The sequence below is a fragment of the Maritimibacter alkaliphilus HTCC2654 genome (assembly GCF_000152805.1).
In the GTDB taxonomy this organism is placed as follows: domain Bacteria; phylum Pseudomonadota; class Alphaproteobacteria; order Rhodobacterales; family Rhodobacteraceae; genus Maritimibacter; species Maritimibacter alkaliphilus.
Genome location: NZ_CH902578.1, coordinates 2,486,574 through 2,507,374 on the forward strand (window position 1 = coordinate 2,486,574; position 20,801 = coordinate 2,507,374).

Consider the following 20,801-nt stretch of genomic DNA (forward strand, 5'->3'; position numbering starts at 1 on the left):
GGGGGATAATTTTCTTTCGATTTGGCACATTTGCGCCTAGGCTCCCCGGCGAGGGACGGACGCCCTCGGGACAGAACTGGGAGTCTTTTCATGGGAAAACGTGACGACAAGATCGCCACTTACGCGGACGATCTGAAGAACAAGTGCGGGATGACCCCCGACATGGACCTGCTGACCAAGGTGACGATCGGCTGCGGTCCGGCGATCTACAACCCCGACGCCGAAACGGTGGCCGGAAGCCAGGCGCACGAGCTTGAGACCGTCAAAAACAATTTCCTCATCAAGAAACTTGGCCTGACCGATGGCCCGCAACTGATGGACGCGATCAACGCGGTGATCGAGACCTACGGCAAGTCCGAGCGCAACAAGTACCGGGCCGTGGTCTATTACATGCTCGTCAAGCATTTCGGCAAAGAGTCGGTCTACGCCTGACCCCATACCTTTCGTTGTCATGCTTCGAGGGCGGCCGCTGGTCGCCCTTTGTCGTTCTGCCCTTCGCGTCGAATTTGGCTAAAATCCCAGAGACTTGGAGATTGAGCGACTCGATGGGATGCCCTATCTCTCTTCTCGAAGGCCAGGACGGTCGGACCCTAAATTCAGAGACACGTGCGGTGCTGAGGGAGCACGTGGGGTGGATGGAGGGTTCGGCGCGGGGCCGGACCCTCCAGTTTTTTCGGGCTGCGTTTCTCAGAACGCCATCAGGATTGCGCCGATGATCGCGCAGCCGCCGACGGCGTAGCCTCCGTCGATCACGGTCAGCATGAACGGCCGCCCCGGGTAGGCGTTGTTTATCATCGTCCACGGCGTGATGAAGAACAGACCAATCCCCAGACCAGCGACAAAGCCCTTGCCGATGGTGTCGATGGTAGTCATCGCGAAGATGTGCCGCATGAAGCCGGCAACGACGATCATCGCCACGGCCGACAGGATGAAAGGAAGCGCCCCGCCCATCGGGCGCCCAGTCTGTTCGTCGATCTTGACGCCAGACACCCGCATCCACGGTTTCGACAGCACCATGTACCAGACGGCCCCGAAGACCCACGCCGCGGCAGCCGCGACCAGAACGTTGACGATTTCCATGATTGTCCCTCACTGACACAGTTTGTTGTGAGCCAATCATGCCGTGAGGGGGCAATTTCCCCTAGTCCTATTCTCCGGCCAGTTCGAGAACGACGTTCCATTCCGCTTCGGTCACGGGCTGCACCGACAGGCGGGTGTTGTTCACCAAGACCATGTCGGCAAGGCGCGGATCGTTCTTGCACATATCCAGCGTCACGGGTTTTTTCACCGGGCGGACCGCCTTGATGTCCACGCATTCCCAGCGGGGATCGTCGGTCGTGCTGTCGGGATGGATCTCCTTGCAGACCTCGACGATCCCGACCACGCGTTTTTCGTCGACGGAATGGTAGAAGAAGCCAAGGTCGCCCAGCTTCATCTCGCGCATGTTGTTGCGGGCCTGATAGTTGCGTACACCGTCCCACTCCTCGCCCGCCTCGCCTTTGGCGACCTGATCGTCCCATCCCCAAGCGTTCGGTTCGGATTTGAACAGCCAGTAACGCATCAGCCGACCACCTTTTTCCATTCCTCGATCCGCACGTCGGCGAACAGATCGGCCTTGGCATACGGGTCACCCTTGGCCCAGTCGAGTGCCGCCTCGCGCGAAGTAACGGACAGGATGACGAGTGAGCCGTTCATGTCGCCGTTGTCGTCAAGAAACGGCCCCGCCATGACGACGACGCCGGTGTCTTCGATATAGCCGAGGTGCGCGTCACGGTTGGCTTTGCGGATGTCCAGGCTTCCGGGCTTGTCGGTGCAGATCACTGCGAACATTCATTCCTCCTTGAGCGGGCGGGCGAGCAACAGATCGCTCGCCTCGTTGATCGTAATATGGCCGGACATGACCGCGACGACCATATTCGTGATCGGCATCTCGATCCCGGCCTTCGTGGCGGCGCTCGCGACGGCCTTGGCCGTGGCCTTGCCTTCGATCGTCACGCCTTCGGCCTGCGGCTCGCCCCGGCCAAGAGACAGGCCATAGGCGAAATTGCGGGATTTTTCCGAAGTGCAGGTCAGAGTCAGATCGCCGAAACCGGACAGGCCCTGAAGTGTGTCGGCCTCGGCCCCCCGCGCGACGGCGAAGCGGTTCATCTCGGCGAACCCGCGCGTCATCAGGGCGGCGCGGGCGGATTCGCCAAGCCCGGCGCCGATGGCAAGCCCGCAGGCAATGGCGATCACGTTCTTCATCGCCCCGCCGGTTTCGACCCCGATCATGTCCGTCGACCGATAAAGCCGCAGATTGCCGCCCGTCAGCGCATGTTGAAGCGGTTCAGGCTCGGATGCGGCCAAGGTCAATGCAGTGGGCAGGCCCGCCGCGACGTCGACGGCAAAACTGGGACCGGACAGAAGCGCGGGCGTCGCGTCGGGGCAGAGACGGCGAATGATCTCGCCCGGCCCTTCGCCGGTCTCGACGTCGATGCCCTTGCAGGTCGCGACCAAGGTGCGCCCTAACAGCACTTCACAATACTCGGACAGGAACGCGCGCAGCTTCTGCATCGGGACGGCGAGCAACACGACATCGTCCGTGACCGCGGATATGTGTTTTGTGATCACAAGCTTGTCCGGGAAGGCGAAGCCGGGCAGGCGAAGAGTATTCTCGCGCTGGTCCGCCATATCCCGAACATCGCGCGCCCAAAGTGTCACGCCCTTGCCGGACCGCGCCATGGCGATGGCCAGCGATGTTCCGAAAGCCCCTGCACCAAGGACAGCCACGCTCATGCTTTCGCTCCCTTCTTGCCGAACCCGAGCATCGGCGCCGCACCCTGATCCAACGGCCAGCGCGGGCGGGCGGCCAGCGTCATGTCGTCGGTGTCCCCGGATCGGAATTTCTCGATCCCGGCCCAAGCAATCATCGCTGCATTGTCGGTGCACAGGGCCAGCGGCGGCGCGATAAAACGGACGCCCGTTTCGGCCGAAACAGTCTCTAACGCGGCACGAATGGCGGAATTCGCGGCCACACCGCCCGCGACCGCGATCACGGGTTCCGTTGGCGACAGGGCCAGATATTCGGCAATCGCGCGGCGGGCTTTTTCGGCCAAGACATCGGCAACAGCCGCCTGAAAGCCCGCGCAAAGGTCGGCTCGATCCTTGACCGTGATCCCGCCTTGAGCGGTGACGAGTTTGTCCCGTTCGCGCAGAAGCGCCGTCTTGAGGCCAGAGAAGCTCATATCGCATCCCGGCCGATCCAGCAGGGGCCGCGGGAGGCGAAACCGCTTCGGGTCGCCCGCGCGCGCCTCGGTTTCGACCGACGGGCCGCCGGGTTGCGGCAGGCCGAGCAAACGCGCGGTCTTGTCGAACGCCTCGCCGGGCGCGTCGTCGATGGTGCCACCCAGCCGCGTGAACCGATCCGGTCCATGCGCGATCAGGAACTGGCAATGACCCCCCGATACGAGAAGCATGAGATAGGGATAGGATGTGCCATCGGTCAGACGCGGTGTAAGCGCGTGGCCTGCAAGGTGGTTCACCCCGACAAGGGGCAATCCCGTCGCCACCGCAAGACCTTTGGCCGTCATCACCCCGGCCAGAACGCCGCCGATCAGACCCGGTCCCGCCGTCACCGCGATGGCGTCGAGGTCACGCAGCCGCAGCCCGGCAGCCTCAAGGGCCTCTTCGACGCAGAGGTCGAGCTTCTCCGTATGCGCCCGCGCGGCGATTTCCGGCACGACACCCCCGTATGCCGAATGCAACTCGGTTTGACCGGCCACGACCGATGACAGGATCTCGGGATCGTGCCCCGGACGGTGGCGCACGACCGCAGCTGCGGTGTCGTCACAGCTGCTTTCCAGCCCGAGAATCGTGATGGTGCGCGACATGGTGCGGCGGTTGCTCCGAAGGTCTCGCCGGGATACCAAGACACACCGTTCCCGTCCATCCCGCGAGACGCCATGACCCCGAAACCCACGGTGATACTGACCCGCCCGCGCGAGGCGAGCGAGCGTGTCGCGGCGGCCTTGTCGGGGATCGATGTGATCGTGTCGCCTGTGACCGAGATAAAGGGGACGGGCGCTTCGGTCGATCCGGGGGAATATGCCGGTCTGATCCTCACCTCGGCACATGCCGTTTCGTTCCTGCCGGATCTGGCCGGAGTTCCGGTCTATTGCGTCGGCGCACGCACCGCCGAAGCCTCGGGCGGGGAGGTCAGGCTCGTCGCGCGGGATGCCGACGATCTGGTGCAGCGCATCGAAGCGGAGGGGCCGCTGCTTCACGCAAGGGGACGCGAGACGCGCGGCGAGATTGCAGAACGGCTGAACTCCGCCGGAATAGAGACACATGAGTGCGAGGTTTACGCGCAGATCGCGCGCGACCTCAGCCCCGAAGCGAAAGCCGCGCTCGAAGGACAGGACCGCATGATCCTGCCCCTGTGGTCACCACGATCTGCCGAGCGTGTGGGAGACCAGTTGGCAAGGATTGGATCCAACCTCCACGTGATTGCGTTGAGCCCGGCGGTCGCCACTGCGTGGACAAGCGCGACCGGCGGACGAAGCGAGGTCTGCACCGATCCGGACGGCGACGAGATGATCGCGCGAATTGTCGCTGCGGCATCTCGGTGACCCGCCTTGAGACCTTGGTGCGCCGTAGCTAAGTTTGAACCGAAGTCCGGCTTGTCCGACAATGAGTTAAGATTCGAAAGGTGCACGCGTGGCGAATACCCCGAAATCCGACGACACGACCGAAACGGGCGAGCCCGACTCGCCCAAGGTTGCTCAGGATGCCGTGGAAGACGCGGTCGTCATCGAAGAAATCGCGCCTGAGGACGAGCCTGAAGTCACCATCCTGACCGATCAGGACGGGACGCGTGACGACAGCGGGGCCGACACCGACGAAGAGGCGCCAGCGCAGGACGCGGACCCCACGCCGAGCATCGCGCCCGTGGTGCGTGAAGAACCGCGGCGCGGCGGCGCGGCGCTCCCGTTCGGGGGCATGATCGTCGGTGGGCTGTTCGCGGGTGCAATCGGGTTCGCGGCGGCGCAGGCGTTTGTGCCCGGCAGTTGGCCGTTCGGTTCAGACCCCGACCCGGACCCGGTGCAGGAGGCGCTGAACGCGCAATCGGAGCAGATCGCGACGCTTCAAAGCACCATCGACGAACAATCCGCGACCATCAGCGCCCTTCAGGTCGACACATCGGTCGAAGATCTGGGCGGCACGCTGCGCGCGGACATCGTCGCGACCCAGAACCGGATCGAGGATCTAGCGGCCACCGTCAGCGGATACGACGAGCGTATCACCGCGCTTGAAAAGATGCCTCAGGGCGACAGTGCGGAAGCGGCGGAAACCGCGGCTGCCGCCTACGAACGGGAGTTGGCGAGCATCCGGTCGATGCTCGAAACCGAACTTGAAAAGCTGCGCGCCGAACAGGCCGACGCGGAAGAGCTTCAGGCCAGCGCGGCGCAGGCCGCGCAGGCGGCGACGGGGCGCGCCGCCTTGTCCCGGATCATGGCCGCGCTGGACTCCGGTCAGCCGTTCGAGGACGCGCTTTTCGACCTGACGACCGCGACGGGGGCCGAAGCACCTGACGCACTGGCCGCAGTCGCTGGCGACGGTGTGCCCACGCTGGGCAGCCTTCAGGAAAGCTTCCCCGACGTGGCGCGAGAGGCGCTTGACCTCAGCCTGCGCGCGATGGTCGAGGCGGGCGAGATCGGGCGGGGCGAGGCGTTCCTGCGGACACAGCTTGGAACCCGGTCGCTGGAGCCGCAGGAGGGCGACGACCCGGATGCGATCCTGTCGCGCGCCGAGTTCGCCCTGAACAACGGTCGCATTGCCGAGGCACTCGACGAACTGTCGGCGATGCCGGACGCCGCACAACCGGCGATGACCGACTGGATCGACCGCGCGCAGACGCGGCTTGCCGCGCTCGAGGCCGGATCGGCCCTTGCCCAAGACCTGAACCAATAAGGAAGACGTAATGCTCTGGTCCCTGTTCAAGATCATTCTGTTCGTCGTCCTGATCGGTGCGGCAACGGTCGGCGCGACCTATCTGCTGGAAACCGACGGCGGCATCCGCGTCGACATCGGCGCACAGGAATACAACCTTGGTGCGCTTCAGGCGGTCATCGCCCTGATCGTTTTGGTCGTCACGCTTTGGATTTTGTTGAAGCTGGCTGGCCTGATCGTCGCCACGATCCGGTTCCTGAACGGAGACGAAACCGCGATTTCCCGGCACTTCGACCGCAATCGCGAGCGAAAAGGGTATGAGGCGCTCGCGGATGGGATGATGGCGCTCGCCTCGGGCGAAGAGCGGACGGCGATCACCAAAGCCGCACGGGCAGAACGGTATCTGCGCCGGCCGGAACTGACCAACCTCATCACCGCGCAGGCCGCCGAAATGGCCGGCGACCGGAAGAAGGCGACCGAGGTCTACAAACGGCTTCTGGCCGATGAGCGCACGCGGTTCGTCGGCGTGCGGGGTTTGATGAAGCAAAAGCTGGAAGAGGGCGACACGGACACGGCGATGAAGCTGGCCGAGAAAGCCTTTGCGCTCAAACCCCAGCATGCCGAGACCGGAGACGTGCTGCTCGCCCTGCAAGCCACCCAGAACGACTGGCACGGCGCGCGGGAAACGCTGGGCAAGAAGGTCAAGCATGGCGCGCTTCCCAAGGACGTCGGCAAGCGCCGGGATGCCGTGCTCGCCCTTCAAGAAGCCAAGGGCATTTTCCAGGACGGCAATTCGATCCGCGCCCGCGAGGCGGCGATCGAGGCGAACAAGCTGTCGCCGGATCTGATCCCCGGATCGGTGCTCGCCGCGCGCAGCTATCTGGAGCAGGACAACAAACGGTATGCGGCACGGGTGCTGACGAAGACCTGGAAGGTGCAGCCGCACCCGGACATTGCCGAAGCCTTCGCCGAGATCGAGCCGAACGAAACGCCGGAGCAGCGGCTGAAACGGTTCAAAGCCCTGACCAAAGAGCATCCGGATCATCCCGAGAACAAGATGCTTCTGGCCGAGTTGCACATCGCCGCCGAACAATTCGACAAGGCGCGTGAGGCTTTGGGCGATCTGCCCACGACCAAGCCGACGCAAAGGGTGCTGACCCTGATGGCGGCCATCGAACGCGGGCTCGAAGCGCCGGACAGCGAAATCCGCGCATGGCTTGCCAAGGCCGTCGTCGCGCCGCGCGGACCGCAGTGGGTGTGCGACAAGTGCCATACGGTTCATGCCGACTGGGGCCCGGTCTGCGAGAACTGCGGTGCCTTCGACACCCTGTCATGGAGCGAACCGCGCGAGACGGACATGAAAATGCCGGGCGGAACGCGGATGGACGCGCTGCTCGTCGGCGCTCCGGACATCGCCCCGGACCGTGAGATGGTCGCCGAAGCCCGCGCCGAGGACCACGAAGCACTGGTCGGCGGCTCCGATCCTGCCGACGAGGCGGTCGACGTGACCCCGGCGGAAGCCACGGAAACCGAGAGCAAAAATTAGGGCTACACACCGCGCAAAGGTGGTGATAATGACCCCGCACCGAAGCGGTGTGCCGCTGTAGCTCAGCTGGTAGAGCACGTCATTCGTAATGATGGGGTCGGGGGTTCGAGTCCCTTCAGCGGCACCACTTCGGGACCAGTCCGACAGACGCGACCATCAGGGGCGGGGCACGATGCCCCGGGCCAGCCAGTCGTCGAAGGTCGCCAGCACCGTATCGACGAAGGCATCGTCATTGATGTGGGCGTCCAGAGCCTTGAGCGTCACGTTGTCCGGGCAGACTTTCGTCAGTTCATCCACGAAAGCGGCAAGTCCGTCAGGATCGCACAGATCGGCCCCCGGCCGGTCCAGGGCGTGGCATCCTTGCGTGGGCAGGACGAACACCGTCTCGCCCTTGGCGCCTGCCACCCGTTCGGCCAAAGCGCGCGCCACATCGCGGCGGCGGGGTGCATCCAGAACGACGGACGTCAAAAGACGGTTGTGGGCATGGGACGGCAGGCCCTGCAACGCTTCGGGCATCGGCTGCCACCCCGCCAGATCCACAAGGTCGTAGCAGCCCGACGACACGATCTGCGGTATGCCTGCGCGTCCAGCGGCGGTCAGGCGCGATTCGCCTGCGTGGATGGCGGACCCGTTGATGAAATTCCCGACCTCCTGCGTGGCGAAATCCATAACGCAGGCAAACGCGCCTTGGGCGGCAAGGCTTTCGAACGCCCGGCCCCCCATCCCCGTCGCATGGAACACCGCGACATCGAAACCACGGGATTCCAGTGCCGGTTTCAGCGCGACCATGTAGGACAGGAAGGATTTGCCGAAGCTCGTCATGCCGATAAGCAGGCGTTTCGTATCCGGCTTTTCCACGGCGCGAGCCGCCCCCAGAACGGCCCCCGCGGCTTGGGAGAGAGACGCTTTGCAGACGGCATTGAGCCCGTAAAGCCCCCCGGCCCAGAGGATCATCTGCACATCGGCCGGCAAACGCTCGGCCGGGATCAGGGGTGAAAACGAGACGGTCGAAACGATGTATTTGGGAACGCCAAGCGGCACCGCGTTACAGACATCGAGGGCAAGGTCCGTGCCCATCGTGCCCCCAAGCACCAGAAGGCCATCGAAGCGTCCATCGGCACACAGGCGAGACACGAGCGTCGATGCACCCTGCGCCATGATCTGCATCGCCGTGTTTTCGTCGCCGCTGTCGATGGCGGCTTGAATGGAACTGCCGCCCGCCTCGGCCACGTCATGCTTGGAAAAATCCGTCGGTTCGGTCGGGTCGCCAAGCACGGACACGTCCATCGTGACCACCCCGCCGCCTTGCCCCCGGATCACCCCGGCGATGTAGTTCAGTTCGTCGTCCTTGGTGTCGTAAGTCCCGACGATCAGGATCGTGCGGTCGGTCATAGTTTGATCCATGCGGTTTTCAGGTCGAGGTACTTGTCGAAGGCATGGAGCGATTTGTCATGCCCGTTTCCGGATTGCTTCACGCCCCCGATCGGCACGGTCACGTCGGGTCCGCCGTATGTGTTGACGTGAACGACCCCTGCCCTGATCGCCCGGATCATCCGGTGCGCGCGGGAAAGATCGCGGGTCCAGACCGCTGCGGCAAGGCCGTAGTCCGTGCCGTTGGCGATCCTGACCGCCTCGCCCTCGCTGTCGAACGGGATGACGGCAACGACCGGTCCGAACACCTCGTTCTGGGCGATCGGATCGCTTGGGTCGACGCCGGTGACGATGGTCGGCTCCATGAAGTAGCCCCCCGTCTCTTCGAGGATGCGCGCCCCGCCGATGACGACACGCCCGGCCGACCGTGCCTCATCCACGAAACGAAGGTTCTGATCGAGTTGGCGCAGGGAATTGACCGCCCCCGCGCTGGTCGAGAGATCAAGCGGGTTGCCGACCGACATCGTTTTCACGAATTCGGCCAGTTTAGAGACGAATTCGTCGTGGATCGCACGCTCGACCAGCAGTCTCGACCCGGCAACGCAGACTTGCCCGGCATTGCGGAAAATGCCGTTGGCCGAAACCTTGACCGCCTCGGTCAGGTCCGGGGCGTCTGCGAAAACGATGTTCGGGGATTTCCCGCCGAGTTCGAGGTACACGCGTTTCAGATTGGACTTCGCAGAATACTCCAGAAGCCGCCTGCCCACCGGACCGGACCCGGTGAAGACGAGCACGTCGACGTCCATCGACAGCCCCATCGCCTCACCCACAACAGCGCCTTCGCCCGTGACCACGTTGAACACGCCGGGCGGGATACCGGCCTCGAGCGCCAGCTCCGCGATGCGAAGAAGCGTGAGCGATGCGGTCTCGGCGGGTTTCAGGACGACCGAGTTTCCGGCGGCCAGTGCGGGCGCGACTTTCCACGCGCCGATCATCAGCGGAAAGTTCCACGGAACGATGGCGCCGACGACCCCGACCGGGGCGCGGTGCACGAGGGCGAGGACAGAGGGGTCGGTCGGGGCGATCTCGCCATAGAGCTTGTCGATCGCCTCGGCGTAGTAGCGGATCGTCGCGACTGCCGACAACGGCTCGGCCTTGAACGCCATTCCGATTTCGGTCCCGTTGTCACGCACGCCCAGAACCGCAAGTTCCAGGGCGTTCGCCTCGATCAGATCGGCCCATTTGAGGAGCGTCCGCTTGCGGGCTGCGGGTGGAAGTTCGGCCCAGCGGCCATCCTCGAACGCACGACGAGCGGAGGCGATTGCGCGTTCGGCGTCCACACGCGTTCCGCGCGGGATGGTGGTCAGAACCTTGCCGTTGAGGGGTGAAATCACATCCATTTCGCCACCATCGGACGCGCCGCGCCGCTCGCCGTCTATGATATGCGCACCGGGGCGCACATCCTGTGCTGCCAAGGTGTCGATGCGTGCCTGATCGAGCATGAAACCCCCTTACCGCGTCTGGCTGTCATGGATGTCGTGATCGTGTTCGTTTTCCGGCACCGCGCGGCGTTTCTCGCGAAACAGACCCCAGACATGACCGACGATCAGCAGGACGATTGCGATGGCGAGAAGCGCGGCGATGGGCCGATCCACGAAGTCGAGCGGCGTCTTCACCCGGGCCATCGCAGCGCGCAGTTTGACCTCCATGATCCCGCCAAGGACCATGCCGAGAACGATGGGCACCACCGGCAGGTTCATGCGTTTGAGCACAAGGCCGATGATACCGAAGCCTGCCGCCAAGGCGCAGTCGATCACCGAATTGCGCAGCGAATAAACCCCGACGAATGACAGGGTCAGGATCATCACGCCCAGAAAACGGGTCGGCACGCGGATGATGCGGATCAGCCAGTTCGAGGCGAACAGCATGAACACCACGACGATCACGTTAAGCAGGATCATCGCGATATAGAGCGCATATACGAAGTCCATGCTGTTCTGGAACAGCCCCGGACCCGGAACGACGTTGTGGACGTAGAACACCGACAGCATCATCGCCGTCAGCGCCTCGCCCGGGATGCCCAGCGCGAGCAGGGGGATCATCGCGGCGGCGGGCACGGCGTTGTTGGCCGATTCCGAGGCGACGAGGCCCTCGGGGCTGCCGTTACCGAAGGCGTCGGGGTCTTTGGAGGTCTTCTGCGCATAGGTGTAGGTCAGAAACTGCGCCGTGAACTCCCCGACGCCGGGGATCATGCCCATGAGCACGCCGAAGAACGACCCTGCCCCCGCAACCCGTTTGTGCCGGAACACGCCGAGCATCGCGGTGAACATGTTGCCTTGGACCCGTTGCGTGATGGGCGCGCGTTCCGGGTCGGTGAGCAGCACGAAGGCCTGACTGAGCGCGAAAAGGCCCAGAACCACGACGATCAGGTCGACGCCGGACGACAGCCAGTCCTGCCCGAAGGTGAACCGCTGGGTGTAGCGCACAGGCTCCAGCCCGATCGTATTGATGAGGATGCCGAAGGCGGCGAGCGATCCCGCGACGAGCGTCTGGCCACGATGCGCGATGACCACGAGGACGATACCGAGCAGGGCCGCGAGAAAGATTTCACGGCTGCCGAACAGGGGCGCGACCTTGGCCAGCACCGGCGACAGCAGGATCAGGGCGGCGATGGACAGGATGCCGCCCACGAAGCTCGCCCCATAGGCCAGACCCAAAGCTCGCAGCGCCTCGCCCCGCCGGGTCATCGGGTGTCCGTCATAAGTGGTCAACGCGTTGACGGCCGTGCCCGGGGTGTTGATGAGGATGGCGGGGAGGGAGCCGCCATACATCGACGACCCGTAGATGCCGAGCAGCATGGTCAGACCGACGAGAGGTTCGAGCGCGAAGGTGGCAGGCAGCAGGATCGCGATGGCGACCGCCGCACCGACACCCGGAACGGCACCGATCACGACTCCGCCGATGGACCCGATGAACAGTGCAAAGACGACCGCCGGATCGGCGAGCAGATTCAGACCGGATAGAAAATCGCTCATGCCGCCCTCACAGCCAGATCATCACGAAAAGTCGGAATTTGCCCGATGGCAGAAGCGAATAGATCTCGCCCGATGGGATTTTCACATGCAGGAGGCCCTTGAAGATCACGACGACCGCGATTGAGAACAGGGTTGCAAAGGCGAACCAGCGTGCTTGCCGGTATCCCAGACGAAAGACGAGGAGGTTCGTGAATATCAGCGTCGAGGGCAGGTATCCAAGACGCGGCACGATCAGCACATAGGCGATGAACCAGATCGCGAACTCGATGGATCGCAGCCAATAGACCACCTCTTCCGTTCGGCCCCGGATGCGTTCGGACAGCATGGCGCCCAAAAGGTGAAGGCCGGAAAAGACGACCATCGCCCAGACCGCAACCGTGGGCCAGAATGCCGGTTGGCCGAAAAGCGGCTGACCGTCGACCCATGTCGTCTGGCGCGGCAATGCGGCAAGGAGAGCCAGACCGAACAGGAACGAGACAAGCGAAATGATGAAATCGCCCGGTCGCCGGTAGCGTTTGAACAGATCCTGAAACGTCTTGCTGCGTGCCATGTCCTGCCTCGTGAAGGACGCGCCCCGATGTGACCGGGGCGCGCGTTGATGGCGTTACTCGAGCATGGACGAGATGGTGCCGAGCGTTTCGGTATCCGCCTCGATCTGGGCCGCCGATTCCTCGGCATTCTGCCAATAGATCAGGGCGCCCGTGTCCTCGGCCAACTGCTTGGCCGCGTCGGAGGTGACGACCTTCTGGGCCACGGCGACGATCTTTTCGCGCACATCTGCGGGCGTGTCCTTGTGAACGAACAGACCGTTCCACAGCGACACGTCGAGCGCCGGGGCGACCTCCCCGACCGTCGGGGCGTCGGGCGTCAGCGGGATGCGTTCCGCACCGATGGACGCAAGAACCTTCACGTCGTCGAGGCAGGGCAGGATAAGTTGCAGCGTCGTGTTGATGACATCGGCATCACCCGAGGCCAGCGTGTTGCAGTCCAGCGCGTCGAACGCCGCGTCCGAGGCGAACGAGAACCCCTTTTCCTTGGCGAGGGCCAGCGTCACCTGCGTCGGGACGAGCGGCGCACCGAAGTGGCCCAGAACGACGTCGTTGTCCTGCGCATAGGCGGCGAGTTCGTCGACCGAACCATAGGGCGCATCGCCGGAGGCCGCGATCACGAAGGGATAGGTCAGGAAGATGCCGAGCGGATCGAAGGGGTTCGGGTTCAGCGCCGGGATGCCGACCTCGGGCCCGACGATCGGCACGGCGATGACGAACGACCCGATGGTGTAGCCGTCCGCCGGAGCACTGGCGACTTCGGCGGCACCGGGGAACGGCCCACCGCCGCCACCCGGCTTGTTCACGACCGCGGCCGGAACGCCATAGGTGGCCTGAAATTCGTCCGCGATCATGCGGGTCAGAACGTCTTCGAGGTCACCGGGCGGAAACGGCACGACGAACTCGACCGGCTTTTCAGGATACTCGGCCTGCGCGGCCATCGGCAGGGCTGCGGCGGCGAGTGCCACGGCGCTTGCAAGGACTGTCTTCATGTCTGGCTCCCGTTGGTTGGGTTCATTATTTGAACCACTGGTAGCATTTATTCTTGCAGCTTCGAATCTTTTCTGTCAACGTCGAGACGAAAAAATTGCACTCGCAACGATCGGACGACCGGCCCGCAGATGGGAACGATTACCAAAGCGCTGGACCTGCTGAATTTCTTCGCAAAGCAGAAACCCGAGATCGGGCTGACCGAGTTCGTGCGCCTCGTGAACCGGGACAAGGCGACCGTGCATCGCCACCTTACCGAGTTGATGGAAAACGGTTTTCTCGAACAGAATCCGGTCACGCGGGCCTATCGTCTTGGCCCTGCGATCCTGCGTTTGTCCGGGGTGCGCGAAGCGACCCATCCGCTGAGATCCGTCCTGCGCCCTATCGTCGAAGACATCGCGAGACAGGTGGGAGAGCTCACTCACGTCTCGCTGTTGCAGGGCGATGTCCTGTCCCCCGCGCTGCATTTCGACCCGATGACCCATGGCACGCAGGTGGCCTTCGACGAATCAGAGATCCTGCCTTTGCACGCCACGTCATCGGGGCTCGCCGTTCTTGCCTTCGCGGATGAGGACGTGACCCGAAGCGTTCTGAAGCGACCCCTGACCAAATACGCGGACGGGACGATCACCACGGCAGACGAGCTTCGGTCGGTTCTGGACGAGGTGCGACGCACCGGCACCGCATCGCAGGACCGGACATTCGACAGCGAAGTCTGTTCGCAAGGCGCCCCCCTGTTCGGCGTCGGCGGCAAGGTCGTCGGCGCGGTGTCCATCGCGCTGCCCGCCGTGCGCGACACGGACGAGAAACGGGCCGAGATCCGCGAAGCCCTGCGTGATGGAATGGTCAGGATCACCCAACAGCTTGGCGGCGACCTGCCGCCCGAACACGCCGAAAAATGGCAGTCCGCCGTCTGAGGCAGGCTTTCCAAGAACCCCGAGACGACAGAGGACCGGACCATGAAAGACGCGAATTTCCTCAAAGAACGCAACGCCCGTGCGATCTGGCATCCGATGGCGCATCCGGCCGACAGTATCGCCAACCCGCCCGACATCATCGTGGGTGGCGAAGGCGTCACCATCACCGATGTGGACGGCCACACCACGGTCGATGCCGTCGGCGGCCTGTGGAACGTGAACCTCGGGTTCTCCTGCCAGCCGGTGAAGGATGCCATCGCGGCCCAGTTGGACCGCCTGCCCTATTACTCGATCTTTCGCGGCACATCGAACGATCAGGTCATCGAACTGGGCGAGATGCTTGCGGATTTCTTCGCGCCCGACGGCCTGACGCGCGCATTCTACACCTCCGGCGGGTCGGATTCGGTCGAAGTGGCGCTGCGACTGGCGCGCCAGTATCACAAGGTGCGCGGCGAAGCGGGCCGGGTGAAGTATCTGTCGTTGAAAAAGGGCTATCACGGCACGCACACGCTGGGGGCATCGGTCAACGGTAACGCCAATTTCCGCACGCAGTACGAGCCCTTGATGCCGGGCTGCTACCACGTGCCGGCCCCCTACACCTATCGCAACCCGTTCAACGAGACGGACCCCGCGAAGCTCGCCCAACTCTGCCTCGCCGCGATCGAGGACGAGATCAAGTTTCAGGACGCTTCGACCATCGCGGCCTTCATCATGGAGCCGGTGTTGGGCGCGGGCGGGGTCATCCCGCCGCATGAGAGCTTCATGCCGGGGGTTCGCGAGATTTGCGACAAGCACGGCATTCTGTTGATCGCGGACGAGGTCATCACCGCTTTTGGCCGCACCGGCGACTGGTCGGGAAGCCGCCATTGGGGCGTGCAACCGGACCTGATGTGCACGGCCAAGGCGATTACGAACGGCTATTTCCCGTTCGGCGCCGTCATGATTTCGGAAAAGGTGTCCGACGTGTTCGAGAACGACACCACCGGCAAGGGGGCCATCGGGTCGGGATACACCTATTCCGGTCACCCGGTCGGTGCGGCGGCGGCAATCGCCTGCCTCGGCGAAACCGTCCGGTTGAACGTCAAAGACAACGCGGCAGCGCGGGGCGAACAGCTTTTCGCCGGTCTGAAGGCCTTGCAGGACGAATACGACGTTATCGGCGATGTGCGTGGGGGACATGGCCTGATGCTCGCGCTGGAACTGGTCTCGGACCGCGCCACCAAGACGCCCATCGACAAGCAGGCCATCGGCAAGCTGCACCGCGTGACATATGAAAGCGGGGCGATGGTCCGGGTTTCGGGCAACAACGTGATCCTGTCCCCCTCGCTCATCCTGAGCGAAACGGAAGCCCGCACGATTCTCGACGCTCTCCACAAGGGATTTGCCGCGATCTGATCCGGGTCAGCCGCCGACCGCGCCCTTTTCGCGCAGGTTGACCCCTTCCCAGCTTCCCTCGGCCCAAAGAAGGGTCATGCGCGTGAACGACCCTCGGGCAAGGTCGGGGTGATCCGCGACTTTCATGGCCGAGCGATGGGGTTCGCTGCGGTAGGCGGCCGAAATCACGGCGCCCTCGTTTTCCCAGAGCGATAGGGTCGGCGCATCCAGACGTTGGTCGTCCGGCAGTAACTGCTGTTCGAGGATCACGGACGGCAGGTCGGAAAAGGCCTGCCTTACCGCGCGCGTCCCTTTGCCGAAGGCGATCATGCCTTCGCCGGGATTGCCGATCCCCAGTGTCGTAAGGACGAAGACGGGCCGGGACGACTTCGGTCGCGGGCCGAGGTCATGGAACACCGATGCCGCCTTGCCGTCAGGGTGCCAGTTCAGGTCGCCGTGGCTTTGGTAGGGCAGCAAAAGCCCGCTCCACCACTCTTCCGCCTGCGTCAGCAGGGGAATGTTTTCGACCCGCCGCTTCAGAAATCGTCGTCCGGCATCGCGATCCGGCCACAGCGCGATCCAGGTCCGAATGGTCCGGTTGCGAGAGGGCAGCCCCGCCTCGTTCCACGCCACCTCGGACCCGGCAAGGGCAAAGTCCGCGCCCTCCGGCCCGCCGCTCGTGTCGTCGGTCGCGGAGAGGTCGCGGGGAAATCTGGCAGAAATGATCGTGAATGCCTGTGCCACCCGAACCCCCTTTCGACCCGGAGCCTAAGGGGTAAGTGGCGAATTACCAAGCATTTGGCCGCGCGATCAGATCGCGATCAGATGATTGTCCCAAGCCGAGGGCGTTCGGTTCAGGGCGCGTGGCCCGGCATGGTCGAGGGCGATCAGGCCGCCAAGCCCGTCCGACGCCAGATACCCATCCCCCAACGTGGCAAGTCCGCAAACGTCGCTTCGCGCGAAAGACGCGATGAAATCGCCGTCGGGTGTGAACCGATGCAGGCGCCCGCCGCGGGGCGAGGTGATGGCGACCTCGCCACCATTTCCCGCGAAGGCGATGCTGCCCGCATAACCCTGCATCAGCAACTGTTCGTCCAGCGGGGCGCTCGCCAAGATTGGTGCCTCGGTCATCCGGTGCAGGCCAAGCAGAGGCATCGCCGCGCCCTCTTCGCCCTGCCATTGCATCGCGAATGCCACCAGACCGTCGGGGCGGATCGCAAGGTGGCGGATCGAGTTCTGGTGGAGGTCCGGGTCGAGGATCAGTTTGTCGAGCACCCGGCCCGACAGGTCCGTGTAGACGAGGCTCGGCTCCATCCGGTCGATGTTCATCTTTTCCCGGTCATCGGTTTCGATCCCGCCATTCGCGACCACGAGCCGGGCGCCGTCCGGCATAAGCCGTATCTCGTGCGGGCCTAGCCCGGTCGTCGGGAAGCTGCCGAGGCGCGTGTAGCTGTCGGTATCCCAGATCCCGACATGGCCCGCGCTTCCAACGATCTCCTGCTCGGAAGTGAACAGCGTCGATCCATCCTTGGAATAAACGCCGTGCCCGTTGAAATGACGGTCCGCTGGCGGTTCGAGATTACGCAGGACGACGCCTGTTGCGCAGTCGATCACAAGCGCGAAACGTCCGGGGCGGCGCGCGAACCCGATCGCTTCTGCCCGCGTCGGGTGCCCGCAGGCCGCATGGCCGCGTGCGGGCAGTGGGATCGAGAATGTTTCGCGTCCGTCCGCGTCGATCCCGTGGATCGCGTAGGTTCCATCGGGTTCCCTGGCTGCCGCGATGTACGACGGCGAGCCGACCGCCGACCATCCCAGTCGCGGCGCACCGGCGGCTGCGATCAGCCCACCCAGAAACGCGCGTCTGTTCGTCATGTCAGTCTCCGTCCGACGAATTGAAGCCGGGCGTGATCCCGTATCGGGTACCCACTTCGACTTCGACCGCGTTCTCGACCGCATCGATTTTCTGCTGAAGAATCTCGACGTCCAGACGCTTCATGAGATCGCCGATGTTCTGAAAAGACGGGTCGGTGATGGTTTCGGCCTGCTCGCGAACAGCGTCGAGCGCCGCACGGGTTTCAGGGAGTTCCCAGTCGGCCAGAGCCTCGGCCAGCCCGACCGCCGCTTCGGTCGCCAGCACGGATTGAGTGAGGCTGCGCCCGGACCGCCAGGCTTCGGCGCGCGTCGGTCGAGCGCGGGCGACCTCACCCAGCGGCCGCCCAAGCCGCGTGTCTTTCGTGAATTCGAGGGCTGAAAGGATCTGCGTATAGATCGCGCGCTGGGCCTCGGCTTCGTCGAGGTAGGTCGTGTTGCCCGCGCTTCCCGGGTCGAGGAGGAGCGGCGCGAAATCGTTCCATTGCGCTTGAAGCGCAGTCGCCTGATCCACCACGTCGCGCGTCAGCGCCCGGACCAGCGTGCAGGCATAATCGCCCTCGGCATAGTCGTTGAATTGACTGTCATAGAGCATCCGCTCCAAGGCGAAGAACCCGCGTGCCGCGATGGAAATTTCTTCGAACGCCGCCTGATCTTCGACCACCGGGTCTTTGTTCGAGATCAGGTCCGCGAGCGTTCTCTCGGTGAAGCCGCGTTTGTCAGGCCAGAAAGACAGGGACAGGGCGCCCTGTTCGCTTGGCCCCAGCCGCACGTCGGCGACCGCCATCCAACCGTCGAACGCGGCGTTGTATGGCCCGACAAGCCCCTCGGCCTCGCAGCTTTCCTGCGCGGCGTCGTCCAGCACCTCGGCGGCCTCGGTGAAGGCGGCGAGATGTGGAAGGATGTAATCGTTCACGGCCTCTTCGACGCCTGCGACGGCGGGCGTGGCGATCAAGGCGGCAGCGTAGATCAAGTGTCTCACAGCGACTCCAGATATTTTACAAGAGCGTCACGATCCGGCTTCGGTCGCGCGACGATGGCGTCTCGGGCGGCTTGCGCTTCCCCGCCATGCCAGAGAATCGCTTCCATCAGGGTGCGCGCACGGCCATCGTGCAGATAGTTTTCGTGGCCCGACACGAGCTTCGTCAAACCGATCCCCCAAAGCGGTGCGGTGCGCCATTCATTGCCGGTCGCGCGCCCCTCGGGCCGGTTGTCCGCCAGCCCATCGCCCATGTCGTGCAGGAGCATGTCTGAATAGGGCCAGATGAGTTGGAAACTCTGGGCGGGCTGGTCGGCTAGGCGGTGGGTCACGAATTTGGGGGTGTGGCAGGCGGTGCAACCCGCGTCGTAGAACACCTGTTTGCCGCGCAGAACATCGGGATCGTCCGAACCGCGCCGGGCGGGCACCGCAAGATTCCGGGCGTAGAAGGTGACGAGGTCCAGTCCGGTGTCGTCGACTTCGAACCCGCCCTGTGCATCGTCATCGCCGTGGGCCGCCCCCACGCAGTCGGTCTGGTTGTCGGTGCATTCGCCCCAGGCATTCGGAAACAACGGTGTCGAAATTCCGATGTCGCCGGAAAAGGCGGCGGCGCTCTGGTGCCGGATCGTCGGCGTGCCGGCCTTGAGCCCGAAACGTCCGAGCATGATCTTTTCATGTTCGATCGACCAGACGAGGTTCGGGCGACCCGATATTCCATCCCCATCCTCGTCCGCCTCGTCGACATGGGCGAGGATGTCCTGCGCGGGAATCGCCTCGAGCAGGCCGAGACCGATCATCTGCGGCGTCAGTCGCGGCGACAGCATCGCATCCGGGTGCAGGGGACCATAACCAAGGTCCGTCAGGGCGTAGGTCGGGCTGCGAAGGGTGACGATTTCGCCCCCGGCCAGCTCGACCGGAATATCCTCATAGGTGATCGAGACCTGCGCTTCGGCGGGCAGGCCGGAGGTGCCGAAATCCTGTATCTGGCCGCCATAGTTGGGTTCTTCGGTGGCCCCGATGAAATCCTCGACCTCCTGCATGTCCCACGCGACTTCGGCCGGAATAGACACGCGAAAGAAGAACGAAACCGCATTGTCGTCGGGCCCTTCGGGCAGATGCCCGCGCCCGTCCTTGATGTGGCAGTTTTGGCAGCCCCTGGCGTTGTAGAGCGGGCCGAGACCATCGGACGCCTCGGTCGACGAGGGTGCCGTGACCCAGATCTTTCGGAAAAGGCCGTTGCCGACCTTGAACTCCAACTCCCCCTCGAAGCCGATGTTGGCCGAGGGCTGGCTGAAGGCGTCGGCATTGTCACGCGCCCGCACGGTGGCGGCGCCGGCCGGACGTTCTTCGAATTGCTCGGGCGCAGAAAAATCTGTCGTCGGCGCGGTCACCTTGGCGATCCGCGCCGCTTCTTCTTGCGTGCGTGGCACGACGTGCAGATGCTCGTCGTCAAGCGTCGTCATGTCGAACCCGACGACTGGCCCGGCGGCGATCAGAAAAGCGGCAAGGCTACTCGTCGCTATCCATTTTGGCGGCGTTGAGATGCGCGTAGTTTTCGGCCCCGATCCTTTCGTAGAGGTCGATCTGGGTTTCAAGAAAGTCAATGTGGCCCTCTTCATCGGCAAGCAGGTCCTCGAACAACTTCATGCTCACATAGTCGTTCTCGTCCCGGCAGACATCGCGCGCTTCTCGGTACAGTTTGGCCGCCGAATACTCTGCCGCAAGGTCGCAGTCGAGCGTCTCGCGGGGTGTTTCCCCGATCCGGAGCGGGTCGAGTTTCTGAAGGTTCGGATGCCCTTCCAGAAAGATGATCCGCTCGATCAGCTTGTCGGCGTGCTGCATCTCTTCGATGCTTTCTTCGCGGCTCTTGGCCGCCATGTGCTTGAGCCCCCAGTCATCCTGAAGACGATAGTGCAGCCAATACTGGCTGACCGCCGTCAATTCGTGCCGAAGCGCCGAATTGAGGTATTCAATAACTTTCTCGCTGCCCTTCATGGCGCTTCTCCTCTGCCGGGTGCCTGCGCAGATTGCGCAGGCTTAAAGGTACATGGAGGCTATCACTTTGGCGCATCGTCGCAACGAAGAGCGACATGCAGCCACCGCAATCCGCGGATTTCCCGAGCGCATGGTAGATGCGCCCGGGGGTGATGATCGTCCGTTCATCCGCGGCGCGCATCCAGTCGATTGCGGCGTGGATGTCGCGATCCGAGATGTTCTGGCAGTGACAGACGATCATACCGCGTA

The 20,801-nt window shown here is 63.8% G+C and carries 22 protein-coding genes and 1 tRNA gene; 7 read left to right on the forward strand and 16 right to left on the reverse strand.

Annotation, left to right across the window (positions count from 1 at the left end):
- Window positions 1-90: 90 nt before the first annotated feature.
- Window positions 91-432 carry a DUF2853 family protein gene (locus tag RB2654_RS13155; protein WP_008332339.1) on the forward strand — a complete coding sequence of 114 codons (342 nt, stop codon included), beginning with the start codon at window positions 91-93 and terminating at the stop codon, window positions 430-432.
- A 255-nt stretch (window positions 433-687) separates the two neighbouring features.
- Here the strand turns inward: RB2654_RS13155 and RB2654_RS13160 are convergent, their stop codons facing one another.
- From RB2654_RS13160 to tsaD, 5 genes are all read right to left on the reverse strand, one after another.
- Window positions 688-1,080 (reverse strand): DUF1761 domain-containing protein, encoded by a 393-nt coding sequence (locus RB2654_RS13160; RefSeq protein ID WP_008332341.1) that lies wholly within the window; start codon window positions 1,078-1,080, stop codon window positions 688-690.
- Between the two features lie 67 nt (window positions 1,081-1,147).
- The gene (locus RB2654_RS13165; RefSeq protein ID WP_008332342.1) at window positions 1,148-1,561 is read right to left on the reverse strand and encodes an EVE domain-containing protein; all 414 of its coding nucleotides are present in this window, start codon (window positions 1,559-1,561) and stop codon (window positions 1,148-1,150) included.
- Window positions 1,561-1,830, reverse strand: coding sequence for a YciI family protein (locus RB2654_RS13170; RefSeq protein WP_008332344.1), 270 nt, complete (start codon window positions 1,828-1,830; stop codon window positions 1,561-1,563). The genes RB2654_RS13165 and RB2654_RS13170 overlap by 1 nt, the downstream gene beginning before the upstream one ends.
- Entirely contained in the window at window positions 1,831-2,775 is a 945-nt protein-coding gene (locus RB2654_RS13175) for an NAD(P)H-dependent glycerol-3-phosphate dehydrogenase (RefSeq protein WP_040884847.1), read from the reverse strand.
- Complete coding sequence (tsaD, locus tag RB2654_RS13180) at window positions 2,772-3,869, reverse strand: tRNA (adenosine(37)-N6)-threonylcarbamoyltransferase complex transferase subunit TsaD (protein WP_008332346.1); 1,098 nt, start codon at window positions 3,867-3,869, stop codon at window positions 2,772-2,774. Before tsaD ends, RB2654_RS13175 begins: the two co-directional genes overlap by 4 nt.
- A gap of 72 nt (window positions 3,870-3,941) precedes the next feature.
- On the opposite strand from tsaD, the gene RB2654_RS13185 reads away from it, so the two are divergent.
- The 4 genes from RB2654_RS13185 (at window position 3,942) to RB2654_RS13200 (ending at window position 7,601) form a co-directional block, all read left to right on the forward strand.
- Window positions 3,942-4,607, forward strand: a complete 666-nt coding sequence (locus tag RB2654_RS13185) for a uroporphyrinogen-III synthase (protein ID WP_008332347.1) — start codon at window positions 3,942-3,944, stop codon at window positions 4,605-4,607.
- A gap of 88 nt (window positions 4,608-4,695) precedes the next feature.
- A complete protein-coding gene (locus RB2654_RS13190) occupies window positions 4,696-5,949 on the forward strand; it encodes a COG4223 family protein (protein ID WP_008332348.1) in 1,254 nt (417 codons plus the stop codon).
- Between the two features lie 10 nt (window positions 5,950-5,959).
- Window positions 5,960-7,474, forward strand: a complete 1,515-nt coding sequence (locus tag RB2654_RS13195) for a heme biosynthesis protein HemY (protein WP_008332350.1) — start codon at window positions 5,960-5,962, stop codon at window positions 7,472-7,474.
- Window positions 7,475-7,525: 51 nt separating this feature from the next.
- Window positions 7,526-7,601: transfer RNA gene (locus RB2654_RS13200), tRNA-Thr, on the forward strand.
- Window positions 7,602-7,630: 29 nt separating this feature from the next.
- Here the strand turns inward: RB2654_RS13200 and RB2654_RS13205 are convergent.
- The 5 genes from RB2654_RS13205 to RB2654_RS13225 are packed head-to-tail and all read right to left on the reverse strand — an operon-like array spanning window position 7,631 to window position 13,420.
- A complete protein-coding gene (locus RB2654_RS13205; protein WP_008332351.1) occupies window positions 7,631-8,866 on the reverse strand; it encodes a Tm-1-like ATP-binding domain-containing protein in 1,236 nt (411 codons plus the stop codon).
- Window positions 8,863-10,347 carry an aldehyde dehydrogenase gene (locus tag RB2654_RS13210; protein WP_008332352.1) on the reverse strand — a complete coding sequence of 495 codons (1,485 nt, stop codon included), beginning with the start codon at window positions 10,345-10,347 and terminating at the stop codon, window positions 8,863-8,865. Before RB2654_RS13210 ends, RB2654_RS13205 begins: the two co-directional genes overlap by 4 nt.
- A gap of 9 nt (window positions 10,348-10,356) precedes the next feature.
- Complete coding sequence (locus RB2654_RS13215; protein WP_008332353.1) at window positions 10,357-11,880, reverse strand: tripartite tricarboxylate transporter permease; 1,524 nt, start codon at window positions 11,878-11,880, stop codon at window positions 10,357-10,359.
- 7 nt (window positions 11,881-11,887) lie between these two features.
- Window positions 11,888-12,430, reverse strand: coding sequence for a tripartite tricarboxylate transporter TctB family protein (locus RB2654_RS13220; RefSeq protein WP_008332354.1), 543 nt, complete (start codon window positions 12,428-12,430; stop codon window positions 11,888-11,890).
- Between the two features lie 54 nt (window positions 12,431-12,484).
- Entirely contained in the window at window positions 12,485-13,420 is a 936-nt protein-coding gene (locus RB2654_RS13225) for a tripartite tricarboxylate transporter substrate binding protein (protein WP_040884848.1), read from the reverse strand.
- 129 nt (window positions 13,421-13,549) lie between these two features.
- Between RB2654_RS13225 and RB2654_RS13230 the strand changes: the two genes are divergently transcribed.
- Together RB2654_RS13230 and RB2654_RS13235 are read left to right on the forward strand one after the other, a co-directional pair.
- Window positions 13,550-14,335, forward strand: a complete 786-nt coding sequence (locus RB2654_RS13230; RefSeq protein WP_008332356.1) for an IclR family transcriptional regulator — start codon at window positions 13,550-13,552, stop codon at window positions 14,333-14,335.
- 42 nt (window positions 14,336-14,377) lie between these two features.
- The gene (locus tag RB2654_RS13235) at window positions 14,378-15,730 is read left to right on the forward strand and encodes an aminotransferase class III-fold pyridoxal phosphate-dependent enzyme (protein WP_008332357.1); all 1,353 of its coding nucleotides are present in this window, start codon (window positions 14,378-14,380) and stop codon (window positions 15,728-15,730) included.
- Between the two features lie 6 nt (window positions 15,731-15,736).
- On the opposite strand, the gene RB2654_RS13240 is transcribed toward RB2654_RS13235, so the two are convergent.
- The 6 genes from RB2654_RS13240 to RB2654_RS22925 form a co-directional block, all read right to left on the reverse strand.
- Window positions 15,737-16,453, reverse strand: coding sequence for a hypothetical protein (locus RB2654_RS13240; protein WP_008332358.1), 717 nt, complete (start codon window positions 16,451-16,453; stop codon window positions 15,737-15,739).
- Between the two features lie 66 nt (window positions 16,454-16,519).
- On the reverse strand, window positions 16,520-17,581 hold the full coding sequence (locus RB2654_RS13245; protein ID WP_008332359.1) for a DUF1513 domain-containing protein: 1,062 nt from the start codon (window positions 17,579-17,581) through the stop codon (window positions 16,520-16,522).
- Between the two features lies 1 nt (window position 17,582).
- Window positions 17,583-18,560 (reverse strand): imelysin family protein, encoded by a 978-nt coding sequence (locus RB2654_RS13250; RefSeq protein ID WP_040884849.1) that lies wholly within the window; start codon window positions 18,558-18,560, stop codon window positions 17,583-17,585.
- Window positions 18,557-20,020, reverse strand: coding sequence for a di-heme oxidoreductase family protein (locus tag RB2654_RS13255; protein ID WP_008332361.1), 1,464 nt, complete (start codon window positions 20,018-20,020; stop codon window positions 18,557-18,559). Before RB2654_RS13255 ends, RB2654_RS13250 begins: the two co-directional genes overlap by 4 nt.
- A 46-nt stretch (window positions 20,021-20,066) precedes the next feature.
- On the reverse strand, window positions 20,067-20,552 hold the full coding sequence (bfr, locus tag RB2654_RS13260) for a bacterioferritin (RefSeq protein ID WP_008332362.1): 486 nt from the start codon (window positions 20,550-20,552) through the stop codon (window positions 20,067-20,069).
- On the reverse strand, window positions 20,527-20,793 hold the full coding sequence (locus tag RB2654_RS22925) for a (2Fe-2S)-binding protein (protein WP_008332363.1): 267 nt from the start codon (window positions 20,791-20,793) through the stop codon (window positions 20,527-20,529). Before RB2654_RS22925 ends, bfr begins: the two co-directional genes overlap by 26 nt.
- Between the last annotated feature and the right edge of the window lie 8 nt (window positions 20,794-20,801).